Origin of the sequence: Stenotrophomonas sp. 3diitr2024, assembly GCF_042136455.1 — a bacterium.
Classification (GTDB): domain Bacteria; phylum Pseudomonadota; class Gammaproteobacteria; order Xanthomonadales; family Xanthomonadaceae; genus Stenotrophomonas; species Stenotrophomonas sepilia.
Genome location: NZ_JBHHMJ010000248.1, coordinates 1 through 396, shown reverse-complemented (window position 1 = coordinate 396; position 396 = coordinate 1). Strand labels below are relative to the sequence as shown.

The following is a 396-nucleotide window of genomic DNA, read 5'->3' as shown; positions in this document are numbered from 1 at the left end:
GCCGTCTGGACCGCATGCTCCCTTACCTCTGAGGAACTGAAAAATGGCACGAGTTAAGCGTGGCGTACAGGCGCGTCGCCGCCACAAGAAGATTCTGGATCTCGCCAAGGGCTATTACAACGCCCGTCGCAAGGTCTTCCCGACCCGTTCGCACACCGTCGCCGCCCAGGGCGGTATTTCGGCCGCACTCGGCAACATGGGCGAGGACGACTGGCGCTACCACTTCTTCGACACCATCAAGGGTTCGGACTGGCTGGGTGACCAGGACGATGGCGATCAATACGCCCAGCACCCAACGCCATGTACGTCGCATCGCACGTCCTTTCCGAACTCGTGGGCCGATTGTAGCCGCAGGCGCAACTGCGACTGATTCCGATTAGATCACCGTATTCTGAA

The 396-nt window shown here is 59.8% G+C and carries 2 pseudogenes; both read left to right on the top strand.

The window, feature by feature from the left end:
* Positions 1-43: 43 nt before the first annotated feature.
* Positions 44-160: pseudogene (locus ABGA94_RS05710) on the top strand (50S ribosomal protein L20); the annotation flags it as partial.
* Positions 143-370: pseudogene (locus ABGA94_RS05705) on the top strand (FAD-binding protein); the annotation flags it as partial. The pseudogenes ABGA94_RS05710 and ABGA94_RS05705, both read left to right, overlap by 18 nt.
* Positions 371-396 lie beyond the last annotated feature (26 nt).